This window comes from Sorangium sp. KYC3313 (assembly GCF_052075895.1).
GTDB lineage: Bacteria > Myxococcota_A > Polyangia > Polyangiales > Polyangiaceae > Sorangium > Sorangium cellulosum_B.
On the sequence record NZ_CP197255.1, the window covers coordinates 5,811,043 to 5,826,194 of the forward strand.

Annotated in this window: 9 protein-coding genes; 7 read left to right on the forward strand and 2 right to left on the reverse strand. The window is 73.3% G+C overall.

The genetic code is table 11. The annotated features are described in order from the left end of the window. Positions 1-102: 102 nt before the first annotated feature. The 3 genes from ACSRUE_RS22680 to ACSRUE_RS22690 all read left to right on the forward strand — a co-directional run bounded on the left by ACSRUE_RS22680 (position 103) and on the right by ACSRUE_RS22690 (position 2,145). The gene (locus tag ACSRUE_RS22680) at positions 103-312 is read left to right on the forward strand and encodes a hypothetical protein (RefSeq protein WP_441292821.1); all 210 of its coding nucleotides are present in this window, start codon (positions 103-105) and stop codon (positions 310-312) included. A 214-nt stretch (positions 313-526) separates the two neighbouring features. Further along, positions 527-1,261 (forward strand): ferredoxin--NADP reductase, encoded by a 735-nt coding sequence (locus ACSRUE_RS22685; RefSeq protein WP_441292822.1) that lies wholly within the window; start codon positions 527-529, stop codon positions 1,259-1,261. 86 nt (positions 1,262-1,347) lie between these two features. After that, a complete protein-coding gene (locus tag ACSRUE_RS22690) occupies positions 1,348-2,145 on the forward strand; it encodes a class I tRNA ligase family protein (protein WP_441293116.1) in 798 nt (265 codons plus the stop codon). Here the strand turns inward: ACSRUE_RS22690 and ACSRUE_RS22695 are convergent. Next, positions 2,126-2,587, reverse strand: coding sequence for a hypothetical protein (locus ACSRUE_RS22695; protein WP_441292823.1), 462 nt, complete (start codon positions 2,585-2,587; stop codon positions 2,126-2,128). The genes ACSRUE_RS22690 and ACSRUE_RS22695 overlap by 20 nt on opposite strands. Positions 2,588-2,705: 118 nt before the next feature. Between ACSRUE_RS22695 and ACSRUE_RS22700 the strand changes: the two genes are divergently transcribed. Both ACSRUE_RS22700 and ACSRUE_RS22705 read left to right on the forward strand, forming a co-directional pair. Continuing rightward, positions 2,706-6,134 (forward strand): caspase family protein, encoded by a 3,429-nt coding sequence (locus ACSRUE_RS22700; RefSeq protein WP_441292824.1) that lies wholly within the window; start codon positions 2,706-2,708, stop codon positions 6,132-6,134. A gap of 209 nt (positions 6,135-6,343) precedes the next feature. Next, positions 6,344-10,219 (forward strand): protein kinase domain-containing protein, encoded by a 3,876-nt coding sequence (locus ACSRUE_RS22705; RefSeq protein ID WP_441293117.1) that lies wholly within the window; start codon positions 6,344-6,346, stop codon positions 10,217-10,219. Between the two features lie 61 nt (positions 10,220-10,280). Here the strand turns inward: ACSRUE_RS22705 and ACSRUE_RS22710 are convergent, their stop codons facing one another. Further along, positions 10,281-11,072 carry an OmpA family protein gene (locus tag ACSRUE_RS22710; protein ID WP_437766292.1) on the reverse strand — a complete coding sequence of 264 codons (792 nt, stop codon included), beginning with the start codon at positions 11,070-11,072 and terminating at the stop codon, positions 10,281-10,283. Positions 11,073-11,775: 703 nt separating this feature from the next. On the opposite strand from ACSRUE_RS22710, the gene ACSRUE_RS22715 reads away from it, so the two are divergent. Continuing rightward, the gene (locus tag ACSRUE_RS22715) at positions 11,776-13,971 is read left to right on the forward strand and encodes a TIGR04551 family protein (protein ID WP_441292825.1); all 2,196 of its coding nucleotides are present in this window, start codon (positions 11,776-11,778) and stop codon (positions 13,969-13,971) included. A gap of 283 nt (positions 13,972-14,254) precedes the next feature. After that, the gene (locus ACSRUE_RS22720; protein ID WP_441292826.1) at positions 14,255-15,094 is read left to right on the forward strand and encodes a HEAT repeat domain-containing protein; all 840 of its coding nucleotides are present in this window, start codon (positions 14,255-14,257) and stop codon (positions 15,092-15,094) included. Positions 15,095-15,152 lie beyond the last annotated feature (58 nt).

The following is a 15,152-nucleotide window of genomic DNA, read 5'->3' on the forward strand; positions in this document are numbered from 1 at the left end:
CGTACGATGAATGGAGGGTGTATGAGAGCTGGTTCTTCGAAGGGTTCGTTCAGCCTTGGTGCTCTTTCTGCCGTGGTGATGAGTGATCGAATGGAGGATCCTATGACCGAGCGACCCGCCCATCTCCCCGAGCGCGCACCGCAGCTCGGCTCGGCCAAGACGCCCGAGCGGCGCCCGCCGCAGACGGGGCCTGTCCCCGCGCCGAAGCCCGCGCACCGGGAGCCCCGCCCGCCGAGCAAGCTCCCCCACCAGGATCGCTCCCGGCCGGCGCTGAACATCCCGCAGCGCCGCCGCATGGGCGTGCAGCGGTAGATCCGCCGCCGCTCCGGCGCCGGGGCGCCGCGAACGGGCGGCGGCCCGGCCGTGCGCGCCGGCGGCGTGGAGCCGGAAGGCCCAGACTTCCGCGACTCCGCGCCGTCCGGCGGCGCCATGACGGCTCCGATCGTGATTGGGCCAGGGCGAGGGCTGCGGTAAGACCTCGCCACCCGCGCGGCCCAGCAGCCTGTGGCCGCGCAGAGGCCCGATCATGATCCAAGCCGAACCGTTCGAAGCCCGCCTCGTCGCCGTCCGGCCTCTCAGCCCCTCCGTGCGAGAGCTCTCGTTCGAGCGCGCCGATGGCGGGGCGTTCCTGTTCGAGGCCGGGCAATGGGTCAACCTCGTCCTCCCGCTCCCGGGCGGTGAGGTGAAGCGCGCCTACTCGATCGCCTCTGCCCCCGACGGCTCGCCTCGCTTCGATCTGGCGGTCACCCGCGTGGAGGGCGGGGCCGGCTCGGAGTACCTGCACCGGCTGGAGCCCGGCGCGGCGCTCCGCGCCGTCGGCCCGCACGGGCTCTTCACGCGCGATCCCGGGAGCCCTGCGCCCTCGCTGTTCGTCGCCACCGGCACCGGCGTCACGCCGCTCCGGAGCATGCTGCGCGCGTCGCTGCGCGCCGGGGCGGCCGCGCACCTGTGGGTCCTGTTCGGCGCGCGCTTCGAGGAGGACATCATCTACCGCGACGAGATCGAGGCGCTCGCGCGCGGCTCGGACCGGATCCGCTACGAGATCACGCTCTCGCGCGGCGGCCCGTCCTGGTCGGGCCGCCGCGGCTACGTGCAGGCGCACGTGCCCGAGCTCTACCGGGAGCTGGCCGGGGTGAGCGGGGATCCGGCCCCGCACGTCTTCATCTGCGGCCTCGATCGGATGGTCTCGCTCGTGCGCGAGCTCGCCCGCGGCGAGCTCGGCGTCCCCCGCAAGCACGTCCACGTCGAGCGTTACGACTGAGCCGCCGCCTCGGCTGGCGCGTCGGCGTCGAGCGCCGCGACGGAGAGGATTTCTTCTGGCGCTGGTTCACCGACGCGTCCCTGGAGCTGGCCAAGGCGCGGGCGCGCGGCGAGGGCGGCGCCGGTGATGCGGCGCGAGGCTCGGCGGTGGCTGCGCTGCGGCTCGGGCTCTCGGTGCTGCTGCGGCTGTTCGCGCCGGTGCTCCCGTACATCACCGACGAGGTCTGGGCCTGGGTGTACGCGGAGGAGACGGGGCAGCGGTCGATCCACCGGGCGAAGTGGCCGGCGGCGGGGGATTTCGCGGAGGTCGCGGCGCCGGCGGACGCGGGGCTGCTGGAGCTGGCGGCGGCGGCGATGGCGGCGGTCAGCAAGCGGAAGAGCGAGCTCGGCGCGAGCGTGGGGCGCGTGGTGCCGGAGCTGGCGCCGGGGGCGAGCGCGGCGGCGCTGGCGCGCAACTCTTCGGAGGCGACTCGGCGGTTGAGGTTGAAACCAAGCGTGGTGCGCACCGCGGGCCAGGGCGCTGACCCCGCGGCCGCATGGATATGCGCGGTGGTCATCAGGACATGCCAGGCGGCCATCAGGACATGCCAGGCGGCCATCAGGACATGCCAGGCGGCCATCAGGACATGCCAGGCGGCCGCCAGGACACGCCGGTGCCCACCAGGACACGTCAGGCGGCTATCAGGACATGCCGGGCGCCCATCAGGACACGCCAGCCTCTCATCAGGACACGCACGTGCCCGTCAGGACATGCCACGGCGCGTGCCGTGCGGGTCCACTGGCCCTGCGGCCGGCGTCGGGGCCGGAAGGCACGCCGAGGGCGTCCCGGGACAGCTCCTGAACGACGAGCGCGCTCAGGCGCGAATCACGACGACCTCGCCATGACCACGAGGTGCGGCGCGATCTCGTGGTAGGGCGCTGCCCTGAGCAGCGGCTCGCCGTGCCGGCGCCAGAAGGAGAGAAAGGCGTCGAGCAGGCGGTCGGCGTCGAGGCGGCCGTCCTGGGTGAGCCACGTGGCCTTGATCTGAGGGAGAGGCGCCCGGATCGGGAACGCGAGCTCGCGGACGATGATCTCGCGGCAGATGGGGTTGGCGACGTCGGGGCCGACCTCCGCCGAGACGAGGACCGCCACGCAGCGCCCTTCAGCCGTGAGATCCTGGGCGAGCGTACGCAGCGAGGTCGTCTTGCCGACCTGTCGCGGCGCGCGCAGGGAGAAGCATGCCTTGCGATCGACGAGGTCGCGCACCGCGGGCAAGCGCTCCTCGGCCGGGAGCATGTAGTGATCGGCCGGGTTGCAGGGACCTGCGGTGTTGAACCAGCGGGGCATCGCGGAGGTGAGCCTAGCGGAGGTGAGCCCAAGTGCGGCGGCGCCGGGTGACCAGCGCTGCGGCGCCGGTCGCGTTCGCCCGGCGGCGGCGAACCTCGATGGGATAGGATGCGTGGCAATGTCGAACGGGCGATTCGGAAGCGGCGCGGCGGGGCTGGGCGCGATCGCCCTGGCGGCGGCGATCGGGGGCTGCAGCGGCGCGCCGCCGGCGCCGTCGCAGCGAACACAGCACACGCCGGCCGCCCCTCCGGAGGTCTGGCTGCCGCCGGGAGCGCGGCTGGCGAGGCCGGAGGGGCACCTCGCGGAGGTCAGCTGCCTGGCGTTCTCGCCGGACGGTCGGCAGATCGTGTCCGGGAGTGAGGATCGGGTGCTGCTCGTCTGGGATGTGGCGACCGGCCAGGTCGTCCAGCGGCTGGAGGGGCACGGAGGATGGATTCGTGACTGTGCGTTCCTGCCGGACGGGCGCGGGGTGGTGAGCGGCGGCTGGGGCGGCGAGGTCTTCGTCTGGGATCGCCGGAGCGGCGAGCGGCGGCGGCTCGAGCTGCTGAGCCCGACCGATGCCGTCAATTCGCTCAGCGTGCGACCCGATGGCGGCGAGATCCTCGTCGGTACGCTCTTCGGTGTGGCGAGGGCCTGGGAGCTGGGCTCGGGCGCGGCCACCCTCGAGCAGGACGCGCTCATCCGCCCTGGTGAGAGGAACGTCGTGTGGGCTACGGGGTACCTCGACGACGGGCGCGCATTCGCGGGCGGGAACGCCGGTGTCGTGGTGTGGAATGAGCAACACGCGGTGACAGTCCGGTACGACGCCGCGAGCGCGGTGGCGTTGCCCGGCGGCCTCCTGGCGCTCGGCGGCGAGGGCGAGGTGACGCTGCTTCAGCCCGGCGGCGCGATCGAACGCCTCGGCGCGCTGGAGCGCTGGGTGTACGGGCTCGCCGTGAGCCCGCGGCGCGATCTGCTGCTCGCCGGAGACGCCGCCGGCAACGCTCGCGTCTTCCGCCTCGCCGACAGGTCGCTCCGGTGTCAGCTGAAGCGATCTGCGGGCCTCTCCGCCGCTGCGTTCGACCCCACCGGGACCTGGTTCGCGGTGGGCGGCGACGATGGCTCGGTCGCGCTCGCCAGGGTCGCGGACTGCACGGGCGCGGATCGCCGGCTCGCCGTGCGGCAGCTGGGGATCGCGCAGCGGCGGATGCACAGCGTGGCGGCGGGGCAAGCCGTGCTCGTCGGCGACGGCGCCGGCAACGTCAGCGCGTGGTCGACGGCCACGTGGTCGCTCGTGAGCCGGTGGTCCGCACACGCGGGCGCGGTGAGCGCGCTGGCCGCGCTGCCCGATGGCGGCTGGGTCTCTGGAGGCCGCGACCATGCCGTCGTCGCGATGCCCGGCGTCTCCAGCGCTCCCCCTCGTCGGATTGGCCGGCTGCGCAACTTCCCCTGGGCGGTCCGCCCCGGCCCTGACGGCATGTCCGTCCTGTCGGCCGATGCGGCAGGGGATCTGACGCGCCTGCCGCTTGGCGAGGGCGGGGCGCCGGCCACGCTGCTCTCCGAGCAGCGGCCGCTTTATGCCCTCGCCGTGGACCCCGGCCGTCCTGAAGCGGTCGTCGCCGGGATGGCAGGACGAGTGCTCCGGGTGAGCCTTGTCCAGGAGGAAGACCGGAACGCATCCTGGCCAAGGGCCACCATGCTCCGCGAGAGCGTGATGGCGCTGGCCTACAGCCCCGACGGCCGCTGGCTCGCCGAAGCCGGCACCGACGGCACCGTCGCGGTCCGCGACGCCGAGCCCGGCGACGCCCCGCCCCGCCGCTTCGAGGGGCTCAAACGTCAGGTCCACGCCCTGGTCCTCACGCCCGACCACCTCTGGGCCGGCGGTGCCGACGAAGTGCTCGCCCGCTGGTCGATTCACGCCGATGCCGCCGCAGCGCCGCTCCGCATCGAGGAGCACGCGCCCATCCACTCCCTCGCCGCCACGCCCGACGGCAAGCACCTCATCGCCGCCCTCGGCCACGGCCGCGTCTCGGTGCGCGCGCTCCCGTCGGGCGACCTCGTCGCCCACCTCCTCCCGCTCAGCGACGGCAGCTGGGCCACGGCGTTCGCCGACGGCCGCTTCATCAGCTCCGGCAGCGGCGCCGCCCTCGGCCTGCGCTTCGAGGACCCCGCCACCCGCAAGGTCACGACGCTCGGCGGGCTCCCCCACGTCGGCGTCAGCCCGCCGTCGGCGACGCGCACCGCCGAGGGACACCTCCTCGTCCGGGCCACCGTCTTCTCCCCGCGCGGCGTCCCCCGCGTGCGCCTCGACGGCCGCTGGGATGTGCGCGGCGTGATCCCGAGCCCGACCGCCCTGTCCGCGTACGAGGTCGAGCTCCTCCTCGGCGAAAGGTCCACGGCGCCCCACCGCCTCGACGTGCTCGGCCCCGGCGGCGAGACCGCCCGCGCCGACATCCTGCCCGAGCCCGACCTCCGCGCCCGCGCGTTCCGCCCGCGCGCCCTGCTGATCGGCAACGCCGCGTACCGCGCCCCGGGCGTCAAGCGCCTCCCGGGCGCGCTCGCCGACGTGGACGCGATGCGCCGCGCCCTGCAGCGCAGCGACGGCTGGGCCCTCGACGACGACCGCATCAAGGCCTCCAAGGACCTCGACGCGGCCAACCTGGAGGCGACCGTGACCGGTTTTCTCGCCGGCGCCGCCGAGGGGGAGACGCTGCTCGTCTACTTCGCCGGCCACGGCCTCGACCAGCGCGGCGAGGGCTTCCTCCTGCCCATCGATTTCGACCCTGCCAGGCCCGCCGAGCCTCGCAACGCGCTGCCCGCCGCGCGCCTCTTCCAGGCCATCGCCGCCTCGAAGGCGGGGCGCGTGCTGGTCATCCTCGACGCGGGCCGCGCCGGAGCCTTCTCGCTGCCCGAGGATCTCGGTGTGGAGCACGACCACAGCGAGCGCATCGGCGTCGTCATCGCGGCCAGCGCCGGCAGCGACGCCGCCGAGACGCCGCGCGGGGGCGTGTTCACGCAGGCGCTCGCCGAGGCCTGGACCGACCCGGCGGCCGTGGATCCCGAGCGCGAGGCGGTCACGCTCGGCCTGGCGTTCAACCGGGCGCAGGACCGCACCTACGCGCAGCGCCCGCGCCTGTTCGGCGGGCTCGATACGCTGCCGCTCGCGTGGCCGCTGCGCGGGGCCGCCGAGGCGCCCGCGGTGATGGCGAGCGAGGAGGCCGCCGCCTCAGGCTCCACGCTCGCGCGCGTGAAGGCGACGGTCGTCGGGACAAGGCAGCTGACCGCGTTCGGGCGCCGGATCGACGGGACCCTGGAGGTCGAGATCGCCTTTGGCCAAGATACGGAGTTCGTGCGCATCGGCGTGTACGCGGTCGACAAGGCGCCTCCGGCGGCGCGGCCCGAGGTGTTCGCGCCGGGGCCATGGAAGGGCGGCCAGGTCCAGCGCCTCCGTGTGCCGCTCAAGGATCACGAGCCCGGCGAGTACCGCGTCGAGGTCGAGCCTTGCCGGGCGGGAACGGCGTGCGGACACGAGCCTGCCTCGACATTCCGGATCCCACTCGGCGGTTGAGAACACGCCGCGCGCTGCCCTGCGCGGCGAGCCAGGAGCTCGGTGCCCGGGCACCGGAACGCGCTGTGGTCGCTCTGCGATCCTGGTGCCCGCGATAGACCACTCACCGGGGTGATGGTGGTATAGGTTACATTCGTTCCGTCAGGGCACCGTGATCCTGCGGGTGAGGGCCGTCGCAGGAGGCCCGCGTGAGCGACATCGCAGACGCAATGCGCGAATTGGACGTGGTCGAGGATCGGTTCGAGATCGAGCGGTTCGCCGGATCCGGCGGGATGGGGGAGGTCTATCGCGCGCGGGACCGGCGCTCGGGGGAGGCGGTCGCGCTCAAGGTGCTGCACAGCGCGAGCGCGGGCGATCTGCGCCGGTTCGCGCGGGAGGCGAGGGCGCTCGTCACGCTCCGGCTGCCAGGGGTCGTGCGGTACGTGGCGCACGGGACGACGGGCGCAGGGCGGCCGTACCTGGCGATGGAGTGGCTGGAGGGCGTGACGCTGGAGCAGAGGCTCGCCCAAGGGCCGCTGTCGATGGCGGAGAGCGTGACGCTGGCGGCGCAGGTGGCGACGACGCTGGGCGCGGTCCACCAGCAGGGCATCGTCCACCGCGACCTGAAGCCGAGCAACCTGATGCTGGTGAGCGGCGCGGTCGAGCGAGCGACGCTGCTCGACTTCGGCATCGCGCGCGAGCTCTGGCTCACGCAGAGCCTGACGGCGCCCGGAGCGATCCTTGGAACGCCCGGGTACATGGCCCCCGAGCAGGCGAGCGGCGAGGCGCCGGTGGACGCCCGCGCGGATGTGTTCGCGCTCGGGTGCATCCTGTTCGAGTGCCTCGCGGGGCGCCGGCCGTTCCTGGGCGACAACCTGCTGTCGCTCCTCGTGAAGGTCGTGCTGGAAGATCCGCCGCGGCTCGGGGAGCTGCGCGACGGCATCCCCGAGCCGCTCGAGCTCCTCGTGGCCCGGATGCTGGCGAAGTCGGCGGAGCACCGGCCGCGCGACGGCGCCGCCGTCGCGGCGGAGCTGGCCGCCTTCGCCGGCGAGGGGCTCGCCGCGGGAGGGAGCGCGGTCGCGGCGCCACGCGCGCCCGGCGAGGAGATCACGACGTCGGAGCGGCGGGTCATGTGCGTCATCCTGGCCGCCCACGGCAGCGAGGAGACCGGCGCGACGCTGGCGGAGGCCGATGGGGTCGCGCAGGCCCAGGCGCTGCGGGACATCGCGGCGCGCCACGGGGGGAGGCTCGATTTCCTGCAGTCGAAGTGGCTGCTCGTCGCGCTGTCGGGGGCCGAGTCCCCGACGGACCTCGCGGTGCGAGCGGCCCATTGCGCGCTCGCGCTCCGGACCGTGGTTGGCGGCGTGCCCGTGTCGATCGCGACGGGGCTGGCGGCGATCGAGGGGCGGCTGCCTGTCGGTGAGCTGGTCGATCGGGTGGCCCAGCTGATCGTGGCGCGCGACGGCCCGCCGTCCGGGGGTATCCGGCTCGACAGCGCGACGGCGAGCCTGCTCGCGAGCCGCTTCGAGACCGTCCAGGGCCCGGATGGGTGCTGGCTGCGGGGCCGGAAGGAGGAGCCGGACACGGTGCCGAGGCTGCTCGGGAAGCCGACGCCGTGCGTGGGGCGCGAGCGAGAGCTCTCGCAGCTCGCGGCCGAGTGGCGCCATTGCGTGGACGAGCCCGCCGCGAGCGCGGTGGTCGTCGTGGGGGCCGCGGGCATGGGCAAGTCGCGCCTCGCCTGGGAGTTCCTGCGCGCCATCGAGGAGCAGCGCGAGGCCGCCGAGGTCTGGATCGGCAGGGCCGATCCGATGGCGGCCGGCTCGGCGTTCGGCTTGCTCGCCCAGGCGCTCCGCCGCGCCATGGGGCTGCTCGACGGCGAGGCGCTGGAGGTGCGGCGGAGCAAGGTGCTGGCGCGGGTAGAACGGCTCGACGGGCTCGGGAGCAAGGGGCCGCACGTCGCGGCGTTCCTCGGCGAGCTGGTGGGGGCGCCCTTCCCTGACGAGGGCGATGTGCAGCTGCAGGCGGCGCGGCAGAGCCCGGTGCTGATGGGCGACCGCATCCGCCAGGCGTTCGAGGACTTCGTTCGGGCCGAGTGCCAGCGGCAGCCGGTGCTGCTGGTGCTGGAGGATCTGCACTGGGGCGACCTGCCGACGGTGCGGCTGATCGACGCGGCGCTCCAGCACGCGAGGGACCTGCCGCTGCTGGTGCTGGCGCTGGCGCGCCCCGAGGTGGACGAGCTGTTTCCGGAGCTGTGGCGCCAGCGGGTCGGGCTTCGGCTGCGGCTCGCGGCGCTGCCCCGGCGCGCGAGCGAGCGGCTGGTGCGGGAGGTGCTGGGCGACGGCGTGAGCGCGGCGCAGGTGGACGAGCTGCTGGCGCGCGCCGAGGGCAACGCGTTCGTGCTGGAGGAGCAGATCCGCGCGGTGGCCGAGGGGCGGGGCGAGGGGATGCCGGAGACGGCGCTGGCGATGGTGCAGGCGCGGCTGGAGGCGCTGGGCGTGGAGGAGCGGCGGGTGCTGCGCGCGGCGAGCGTGTTCGGCGAGACGTCGTGGGAAGGCGCGGTGGCCGCGCTGGTGGGCGGCGCGCCGGTGGCGCAGCCGCTCGCGGAGCTGGGGCGGCGGGAGCTGCTGGTGCGGCGGCGCGAGGCGCGGATCGCGGGCGAGGTGGAGTACGAGTTCCGGCACGCGCTGGTGCGGGAGGCGGCCTACGGCATGCTGACCGAGCGCGACCGCCGCGTCGGGCACGGCCTTGCGGGCGACTGGCTGGCCCGCGCTGGCGGGGCGGACGCGACGGCGCTGGCGGAGCACTTCGAGCTCGGCGGCGCGCCGGCGCGGGCGGCGGAGGCGTACCTGCGCGCTGCGGAGGAGGCGCTCCGCGGCGGCGATCTCGACGCGGCGATCGCGCGGGCCGACCGGGGTCTCGGCTGCGGCGCGGCCGGGGACGCCGCCGGCAGGCTCCGCTGGGTCCAGGCGGAGGCTCATGTGTGGCGCGGCGATCTCGCGCTCTCCGCGGAGCGGGGGAGCGAGGCGCTGGGCCTGGTGGAGCGCGGCTCGGCCGCGTGGTTCTCGGCCATCATCTCCCTCGTATGGGCCACGTCCAAGCTGGGGCGGCTGGACGAGGTTGAACGCTGGACGACCGAGGCGGTGGGCGTGGCCGCCTCCGGCGACGCGCAGGACGCAAAGCACCGCTGCCTGTCCGCGGGCGCGAGCGCGCTGTCGCTGGGGGGGCGGTACGCCGAAGGCGCGGCGCTGCTCGATGTGGTCCAGCGCGCCCTCGCGAGCGCGGAGACGACGGATATCGAGGTGGTCGCGCACCTCCACGACGCGCGCGCGGCCCATGAGATGTGCAGAGGCGACCTGGGCTCCTGTGCCGCCAGCCAGGAAGCCGCGTTGCTCGCCTTCGAGCAGGCTGGCGATCATCGCAACGCGCTCAGCGCCCGGGCGAGCCTGGGCTCCGTGTGCACGGAGCTCGGCGACTTCGAGATGGCCCAGTCGATGCTGCGGGCAGCCATGGAGGCGGCCGACCGGTTGCACCTGGACGAGCTGAAGGTCACTGTGCAGGCCAACCTCGCGCACGCGCTCGGGTACCGTGGTCAGCTCGCCGAGGGGCGGGCGCTCGCCGAGGAGGCGGTCGCGTCGAGCCAGGGGGCGGGCATGGTGCGCACGGAGCTCTTCGCTCGCTGCTACCTGGCGAAGATCGCCCTCGCCATGGGTGATCTCGAGGCCGCCGAGCGCGAGGCGCGCGCCGCCATCGCGCTCTTCGAGAGCGCGCCGACGCTCTGCGTGCAGGCCTTCTCCATCCTCGCGCGCGCGCTGCTCGGGCTCGGGCGCACCGGCGAGGCGATCCGGGCCGCCGCCGAGGCGACCGCGCGGCTCTCGGAGTTCGGCACGCTGGAAGAGGGCGAGTCGCTCGTCCGCCTGGCGTATGTCGAGGCGCTCGCCGCGAGCGGGAGGCGCGCCGAGGCCGAGGTCGCGATTTCGTCGGCCAGGGCGGCGCTGCTCGCGCGCGCCGAGCAGCTCAGCGATCCGGCCTGGCGCGAGCGCTTCCTCCGCGACGTGCCGGACAACGCCCGCACGCTCGAGCTCGCGCGGCAGTGGCTCGGCGGCTGAGCCCGCGGTGCACGAAGCGGCACGCCGCCGTCGGCGCCACGGGCCCCTCGCTTGCCGGCGCTTACTTCTTGGCGAGCTTCGTCAGGTCGAGCATTTCGTCGACGTCCGGCATCACGATCAGGTCGCACCGGCGGTTCTTCTGCTTGCCGGCCGGCGTGTTGTTGCTCGCGATGGGGTCCGTGTCCGCGAACCCTGCCGCGCTCCAGTGCCTCGTCGGCAGCTGGCCCTCCTTGCCGATCAGGAACAGCAGCACGGCCCGGGCGCGCATCAGCGACAGCCCCCAGTTGTCCTGGAACGGGCCGCTCTTGTAGGGCTGGCTGTCGGTGTGCCCGGCGACCTGGTAGTCGCGGTCCACGAGCGACTTGTCGCCCCGGATGACGTCCGAGATCTTCTTCAGGATCTGCTGGCCGTCCTTGCTCAGCGTGTCCTTGCCCGAGTCGAACAGGACGTCTCCGGGGAGCGAGATGACCATCCGGTTCCTGCGGACCTGGACCTCCAGGCCGAGCTTGACGAGCTCCTCGAGCTTCTTCCGGAGCAGGTCGAACCGCGCCTGGATCGCCTCGAGCTGCTTCGCGCGCGCCTTGTACTCGGCCAGCGCCTTCTCGCGGTCCTCCAGCGTCGAGCTCATCTTCGAGATGTCGGCGCCCTGGTCCGCGAGCTTCTTCTCGAGCTCCTCGACGCGCTGCTTCGCGTCGGCGAGCTCCTTCTCGAGCTCGGCCTCCCTCTTCTGGCTCCGGTTCTGGAGCTGGTTGTACTTGTCGAGCTGCGACTTCCACTCCTGCTCGGAGTGGCCGCAGCCCGCGGCGAGCAGCGACGACAGCGCGAGGGGTAGTGCAATGAGTGTCCGGTTCATGAGCGCTTTCTCCATGGCTCCGTCGGCGGGAGCGGGATGCTGCGGGCGAGAGGGTCGCTCAGCTCGGGCGAGAGATCCAGAGGGGAGGACGACGAGATCCGCAGGTCCGCGCGGCCGTGCGCCGCAGGCGAGGCGGGATCAGGGCTCCGGCGGCACAGGTGAGAGCGGCGGCGGCGCGGCGCGAGCGAGGTGGCCCCGACGAGGTGGTCCCGACCGAGGTTGAGGCGGACCCGACCGACCGAGGTTGAGGCGGACCCGACCGACCGAGGTTGAGGCGGACCCGACCGACCGAGGTTGAGGCGGACCCGACCGACCGAGGTTGAGGCGGACCCGACCGACCGAGGTTGAGGCGGAGGCGGACCCGACCGACCGAGGTTGAGGCGGACCCGACCGAGGTTGAGGCGGACCCTCCAGCCGTCCCTGCCAGGCGACCGAGGTTGAGGCTGAGGCGGACCCGACCGAGGTTGAGGCGGACCCTCCAGCCGTCCCTGCCAGGCGACCGGGGTTGAGGTAGCCGGTGGCCCCCGCTCCGGTGCGTCCCGGGTGTGTATCCGTGACCGGGTTCCAGGGCCCGGGGCCGAGCGGTGCCTTGACCACACAGGCCGGGCGTGAGACATCGGCCCCCGGCCTCCGGGCCACCGAGAGCTCGGATCTTCAACCTCTTCCTGCGCGCGGGGCGAAACGCGCGAACGAAACCAAGCAGATGCCCATCTCGTCGCGGTCTCCGGGTACGTCGTACCGCCCTGGCACCCCTCGCCGTCGCCTCCGGTCGGGCCTCGCGCTCGCGCTCGTGCTGGGCGCGTCTTCCGCGTCCGCCCAGCCGGTACGCCGGCCGGCCCAGCCGCCGGCGGCCCCAGCGCAGCCGCCCGCCGGACAGGCAGGCACCCCCGCTGCGCAGCCCGCCGCGCCGGCCCAGCCCGGCGCAGCGCCGGCCCAGCCCGGCGCGACGCCTGCGCAGCCCGGCGCCGCGCCGGCCAGCGCCGAGACGCCCGAACCCCCGTCGGCGCGCCAGCCGCTCCTGCCGCCGGCCGACACGGCCGACACGGCCGCTCCCTCCGCGCCGCAGCCGGCCACGCCGGCGGCCTCGGAGGGGCCCGCAGCCGCTGCGGCGGCCGAGCAGCCCGAGCGACAGGCGATCCAGGCGGAGATCGGCGCCCGGCCCAGCGAGGTCTACGCCGAGGACTGGTGGTCCCACGCGCGACCGACGTTCGAGTTCCACGGCTACTACCGGCTCCGCTGGGAGCTCTTCAACAGCTTCGCCCTCGGCCGCATCGACCCCCGCAGTCAGGCGCTCTGGCCGCAGCCGGCCGACAACTCCTACAAGGGAAACGTGGTCTCGCTCTGCAACCCGAGCGAGACCACGAGCGGCGGCTCCCGCTCGTTCGAGTCGTGCAAGAACGACACCCAGGCCGGCGCGAACATGCGGTTCCGCCTCAATCCCGAGCTGCACATCAGCGACAACCTGCGCATCCTCACTCAGGTCGATCTCCTCGACAACGTGGTGCTCGGCTCGACCCCGGACGGCTACGCGAACCAGCCGGCGGCGGGCGGCGGCTACCAGGTCGCCCGCCGGGGCGGCTACTCGCCGCTCGGGGCCTTCTCCAGCACCCAGTGGGCGCCCAGCGCCGGCATCAACGCGACGAAGGACTCCATCTCCGTCAAGCGGATCTGGGGAGAGTACATGACCCCCGTCGGTCTCCTCCGCTTCGGCCGCATGCCGAACCACTGGGGCCTCGGTATGGTGGCGAACAGCGGTGACGGGTACGACTCAGACTACCAGTCGACCGTCGACCGGCTGATGTTCGTCACGGGCATCAAGAAATACGACATCTACTTCGCCGGTGCGTGGGACTGGGCCAACGAGGGCGCGACGAGCGCGTCGATCCAGGACCTCGAGGGCCAGCCGTACGACCTCGCCCAGTCCGATGACGTCGATCAGTACGTGTTCGTCGCCGTCCGCCGCAAGAATCCCGAGCTCCAGAAGCTCGAGCTCGCCCGCGGCAACATGGTCGTGAACGGCGGCGTCTACTTCGCTTACCGGCAGCAGACGCTGGCGAACGACATCACCGCCGGCGACAACAACGCCAACCTGTCCGCGTCGCTCGGCCAGAGCGCCGACAACGTCGCGGCGGGGTACGTGCATCGGGGTGCGGAGATGATCATCCCCGACGTGTGGTTCCAGCTGCTCTACAAGAAGTTCCGCTTCGAGCTAGAGGCGGCGATGATCTACGGATCCCTCGATCTGCGCGGCCAGGACGAGAGCGATTATGCGAACGTCATCTCGCCGAAGGACACCGGCTGGGGCGTCCGGCAGTTCGGGCTCGCCACGCAGGCCGAGCTCACCGAGATGGAGGGCCGGCTGCGCGTCCACTTCGGCTTCGGGTACGCGACCGGCGACGACGACGCGCCCGCCCTCGAGCCGCGGGGGACGCAGCTCGGGGCCATGGATCCCCAGCTTTCGACCGATCGCACGTACTCCACATTCCGCTTCCACCCCGATTACCGGGTCGATCAGATCCTCTTCAGGAACATCCTCTCTCGGGTCCAGGGCGCGTATTATTTCCGCCCTGGCGTCGACTGGGATTTCGCCCGCGACAAGAACGGCCAGCGCGCCGGCCTCGGCGCCGCGGCCATCTGGAGCCGCGCCTCGGAGTTCCTCCAGGCTCCCGGCAACTCCCGGGATCTCGGCATCGAGCTGAACGCGCAGCTGTACTTCCAGTCCAAGGACGGGACGCTCAACGACGACCCCGACAAGATGGGCGGCTTCTACACGGCGGTGCAGTACGGCGTGCTGTTTCCTCTCGGCGGGCTCGGCCAGCTCAGGGGTGAAGAGGCGGTCCAGAAGCTCGATCTCGAGACCGCACAGACGGTGCGCTGGTATCTCGGTATCCTCTTCTGAGCCGAACCCGCCCGGCGCTCAGCCAGCCTCGCGCGTCGCCGTGTGTCTGGAAATGAGCGCTCGGGGCGGCGGAGCGGCGCGGAGCCGTGTCAAACGGTGCGAAACGGCGACGTCGTCGCTCTCGTCATGAGTCCTGCATGAGCCATCCGGGGCCAAACAGCCCTTGATCTCGCGACCGTCCTGGCCAAGGATAGGATTGTCTGGACGCCAGGCGCGTCGCGATACTTCCGTGGTTCACCGAGGAGAACGGGTGGCGTGAGCCGCCGCTCTCCGGAGGGACGTGATGGTTCGTCGTCTCTTCATTGCGATGTTCTTGGCGGCGTCGATGGTGCTCGGGTCGACCGCCCTGTCCGTCGCCCAGGACGCAGACACGTCCGCTTTCCGCGACATCGCGGTCGGCAAGGACTATCGGCTCCGTGTCGCGGCGGCGCTGTCGCTCAGCAGGTCGAAGAGCCCCGGCGCGCGCCCTGCCCTCGAGAAGGCGCTCAGGGATCCGCACCCGGCGGTGCGCGCGTCGGCCGCGGCGGCGCTCGGCGCGCTGGGCAACCCCGCGGCGGTCCCGGCGCTCAAGGCGGCGCTCAGGCTCGAGCCCGCCCCCAACCTGAAGCGCCCGATCGAGGCCGCCATCGAGAAGCTGTCGCGCTCGTCGTCCAAGGCGCGCTTCCTGGTCAGCCTGGGCAAGTTCGAGAACCGCTCCGGCGTGAAGGACGCGAAGCTCGGACCGCAGCTCAAGCAGCAGACGCGCAGCCGCGTGGCGCAGTTCGCCGACATCGAGATCGTGGCCGACGGCACGGACTTGGCTGCGGAAGGCAAGAGCCGCAAGCTGCCGGCCTTCACGCTGGACGGCTCGGTCACGCACCTGAGCAAGCGCCATGGGGCGGACGGGGTCGGCTTCGCCGCCAAGGTCGAGTACGTGATCCGCGAGATGCCGAGCCAGACGCTGAAGGGCTCGATGACCGGCTCGGCCCAGGCGCTCGCCGAGGCGAAGCGCGCCAAGGGCCTGAGGGAGCTCGCCCAGCTGCAGAGCGACGCCGTCGCGGGCGCGATCGAGAGCGCGCTCCAGAGGGCGCCGCTCGCCCTCGAGGCCGCCTCCGGCAGCAGCGTCGTCGCCTCCGGCCGCTGACCCGGCGGTCCGGCCTCGCCGGCGTGAGCCGGCGGGCCCGGCGCGGGCGGGATGGCGC

What these genes read in the sequence shown, in the direction of transcription:
- ACSRUE_RS22680 (WP_441292821.1), top strand. Translation starts at nt 103, where the DNA reads ATGACCGAGCGACCCGCCCATCTCCCCGAGCGCGCACCGCAGCTCGGC.
- ACSRUE_RS22685 (WP_441292822.1), top strand. Translation starts at nt 527, where the DNA reads ATGATCCAAGCCGAACCGTTCGAAGCCCGCCTCGTCGCCGTCCGGCCT.
- ACSRUE_RS22695 (WP_441292823.1), bottom strand. Translation starts at nt 2,587, where the DNA reads ATGCCCCGCTGGTTCAACACCGCAGGTCCCTGCAACCCGGCCGATCAC.
- ACSRUE_RS22700 (WP_441292824.1), top strand. Translation starts at nt 2,706, where the DNA reads ATGTCGAACGGGCGATTCGGAAGCGGCGCGGCGGGGCTGGGCGCGATC.
- ACSRUE_RS22705 (WP_441293117.1), top strand. Translation starts at nt 6,344, where the DNA reads ATGCGCGAATTGGACGTGGTCGAGGATCGGTTCGAGATCGAGCGGTTC.
- ACSRUE_RS22710 (WP_437766292.1), bottom strand. Translation starts at nt 11,072, where the DNA reads ATGAACCGGACACTCATTGCACTACCCCTCGCGCTGTCGTCGCTGCTC.
- ACSRUE_RS22715 (WP_441292825.1), top strand. Translation starts at nt 11,776, where the DNA reads ATGCCCATCTCGTCGCGGTCTCCGGGTACGTCGTACCGCCCTGGCACC.
- ACSRUE_RS22720 (WP_441292826.1), top strand. Translation starts at nt 14,255, where the DNA reads ATGGTTCGTCGTCTCTTCATTGCGATGTTCTTGGCGGCGTCGATGGTG.